The organism is Stieleria sp. JC731, assembly GCF_020966635.1.
In the GTDB taxonomy this organism is placed as follows: domain Bacteria; phylum Planctomycetota; class Planctomycetia; order Pirellulales; family Pirellulaceae; genus Stieleria.
In genome coordinates this window covers 1-1,819 of record NZ_JAJKFQ010000018.1, presented here as the reverse complement: position 1 = coordinate 1,819, position 1,819 = coordinate 1, and the positions used below count along the sequence as shown (strand labels likewise).

The window sequence follows — 1,819 nt, the reverse complement described above, 5'->3', positions numbered from 1 at the left end:
ACTATAAAACCACAAACTCAGTTGCGGCGATCGGCTAATGGTTGTCAGATGAGATCAGATGGGCCAGATCCGTCAGCATCGAAAACAGGCGTTGGTTATCGCAGGCACAACCATCCGCGCGAACGGCGATGGTCACCGAGTCGGCGCGGTTGAGGTGAAACTAAAACCCAAAAGACGTCGACTCGCCGACTTCGGTGCACCAACTGGTTCGCGTGGTACACACGACCACAGTCGGCAGCACATCGCTGCCAACAAGTCTACCCGATCGGAATCGTGAAGGGGAACGAGCATAGATTTTTCGGCTGGCGCATAGGGCGTCTGACCAGCCATCTCGGAGCAGCAATCAAACCGTGACATCAAATGCGATCAACAGGAAACTGTTGTCTTTTCAAATCAGATGGGCGATATCAAAGCGAGACAATCAAACCACGAATTCAATTGCGATCAATAGGAAACTGACGTCTCGCGAAATCAAATGGGCCGAGTTCACGAGCAACTATCAAACCGTAACCTCAAGTGCAACGATCAGCTATCAGTTGCTAGGTGAGATCAGATAGGCCGGATTCAACGCTTTGTAATGCAAAGGGCGATGGCCCTCCGGGAAACAGATGAGTCATTCAGCGGTTCATCTACCCGCGCGAACGGCGGACATAACCGAGTGACGGCGGACGACACACCACTTCAGAAACCCCGACTCCGTCACTTCGGTTCATGTCATGGTTCGCGTGGTACACACGACCACGTTCGGCAGTACATCGCTGGTGACAAGTCTACCCGATCGGAATGGCCAGGGGGAACGAGCATTGATATTTCGGCTGGCGCATAGGGCGTTTGAACTGCTATCTCGGCGCAACATCCAAACCATGACCTCAAATGCGATAAACAGGCAACTGCTGTCCCATGAATTCAGATGGGTGTCATTCAAGCAACACAATCAAACCGTGAATTCATTTGCGATCAATTGGAAACTAATGTCCCGCGAAATCCGGTGGGCCGAGTTCAGACGCAACTATCAAACCGCAACTTCAATTGAATCGATCAGCTAACAGTTGATAGGTGAAACCAAATGGGCCAAATCCAAACGCTTTATAGTGCAAAGGGCGATGACCATCCGGGAAACAGATGAGTCATTCAGCGGTTTACCTACCCGCGCGAACGGCACGCGTCACCGGGTACGCGCGAAAGATTTTCAACTTCAAAACCGCCGGCTCGCGTACTCCGGTGCACGCGATTGTTACCCGCCGTGTGAATCGCGTAATGAACACTCGGACGTGTTGGATCACTAGTCTCGCATGATCGGCCCGAGTATTTCATCATAAAACCACCAGCGTGTACCGTCATCAGGCTTAGTCGCGAATTCTGCGGATTCGTTCCGGCAATCGATGCCGATATCAAATTCAGAACCAGTGTTCGGTTTCCATCCCTCTGACATGCCGTAGCGTATTGCTTGCTCAACCAGGTGAGGCAAAACAGAATTGCCGATCCACTGGATCTTGAGTAGCGGACCATGTCCTGATGCGTCTTGCACGCAAACCCAGGATTCGCGGCCATGTAGTCGATATGGGTTGTAATTGTAGTGCAACTTCAGGCCGTCGATAACGATGTTGTGACGGTTGCGTTTCGGAAGCGTCATCGAATCTCAGTCGGGTAACGGCGGACATAACCGAGTGACGGCGGATGACTAACCACTTCGAAAACCCCGACTCCGTCACTTCGGTTCATGTCATGGTTCGCGTGGTACACACGACCACGGTCTGCACCACATCGCTGCTGACCAGTCTACCCGATTCAAATCGCCAAGGGGAACGAGCATTGATAT

1 protein-coding gene is annotated in these 1,819 nt (G+C 52.0%); it reads right to left on the bottom strand.

The genetic code is table 11. The features are described from left to right. Positions 1–1,282 precede the first annotated feature (1,282 nt). The gene (locus tag LOC67_RS22710) at positions 1,283–1,633 is read right to left on the bottom strand and encodes a hypothetical protein (RefSeq protein ID WP_230265128.1); all 351 of its coding nucleotides are present in this window, start codon (positions 1,631–1,633) and stop codon (positions 1,283–1,285) included. Between the last annotated feature and the right edge of the window lie 186 nt (positions 1,634–1,819).